General features: G+C 63.3%; 1 protein-coding gene. It reads left to right on the top strand.

Translation table 11 applies throughout. The annotated features are described in order from the left end of the window. The first annotated feature begins 27 nt into the window (after positions 1–27). Positions 28–1,170 carry an efflux RND transporter periplasmic adaptor subunit gene (locus EN750_RS34870; protein ID WP_127399315.1) on the top strand — a complete coding sequence of 381 codons (1,143 nt, stop codon included), beginning with the start codon at positions 28–30 and terminating at the stop codon, positions 1,168–1,170. The last annotated feature ends 88 nt before the right edge of the window (positions 1,171–1,258 follow it).

The raw sequence follows: 1,258 nt of genomic DNA, 5'->3' as shown, positions 1-1,258 counted from the left end.
CCATTCATCTCCAGTCGGAGTACCAAGATGTCTTTGTCCAATTCCATCCTTCGCAAGCTGCCAGTTGCCGGCCTGATCGTCGCCACTCTCGGGCTTGCCGGCTGCAGCCAGGAAAAAGCCGAAGTCAAGGATATCATCCGTCCCGTCAAGGTTGTCGAGATCGCGAAGGTGCACGACACCCGCACGCTCTCCTATTCCGGCTCGGTGCGAGCCCGCACCGAGAGCGCTCTGGCGTTCCGCGTCAATGGCAAGATCACCGAGCGCCTCGTCGATATCGGCCAGCATGTGGCTGCGGGCGATGTGCTCGCCCGCATCGATCCCATTGACTACGACCTCTCGGTCAAGAGCGCGCAGGCAGCGCTCGATGCCGCCGAGCGGCAGGTCGAGACCGTGGAGCTTGCCCGCAAGCGAGCCGAGCAGCTTTTTGCCAAGAATTTTGCCCCGAAATCACAACTCGAACAGGCGACCTTGACCTATGACCAAGCGGTCGCCACCCGTGATTCCGCCCTTTCGACACTTGCTCAGGCGAAGAACCAGGTCGGCTATACCGATCTCAAGGCCGACAGGGATGGCATCGTCACCACGGTCAGTGCCGACGTCGGCCAGGTCGTCGGTTCCGGCACGCCGGTTGTCACTGTCGCCGTCGACGGCGAGAAGGAAGTGCTGATCGCCGTCCCCGAAATGGAAATCGCCGAATTCAAGCCGGGCAAGGCAGTCAAGGCAGGCTTCTGGTCAGACGATGCGCTGGCGCTCGATGGCAAGGTCCGCGAAGTCGCCGGTAGCGCCGATCCGCAGTCACGCACCTTTGCCGTCCGCGTCAGCCTGCCAAACGATCCGCGTGTGCTGCTCGGCATGACCGCCAGCATCGAAGCCTCGGCGGCCAATGAGCGGCAGCTGGTCTCGATCCCGCTGAGCGCATTGGCCGAGCAAGGCACCCAATCGATCGTCTGGACCGTCGATCGTGGCGCCGACACCGTTCATGCCCGTCCGATCAAGGTTGCCGAGTTCGCCGCCGATGGCGTGCGTGTCGCAGAGGGTTTGAAACCCGGCGATGTCGTGGTCGCCGCCGGCACGCAATTCATGACCGAAAACCTGAAGGTGAAGCTCGCTGGTGATGCGGCGCTGCAATCGGCATCCGCGGCAGACGGCGACGCCAAGCAGGTGCGCTGACGACAGACAACCGGCTGCGCGTTCCCGCAGTCGTTGGTTTCCGGGCGGCAGGCGCCCGACCGAGACGCTCGATTGATGTAACCCCCAC

It is taken from the genome of Mesorhizobium sp. M7A.F.Ca.ET.027.03.2.1 (assembly GCF_003999175.1).
Taxonomy (GTDB): Bacteria; Pseudomonadota; Alphaproteobacteria; order Rhizobiales; family Rhizobiaceae; genus Mesorhizobium.
The sequence above is the reverse complement of the archived record's forward strand: the minus strand, read 5'-3'. Positions and strand labels throughout refer to the sequence as shown.

What these genes read in the sequence shown, in the direction of transcription:
- EN750_RS34870 (WP_127399315.1), top strand. Translation starts at nt 28, where the DNA reads ATGTCTTTGTCCAATTCCATCCTTCGCAAGCTGCCAGTTGCCGGCCTG.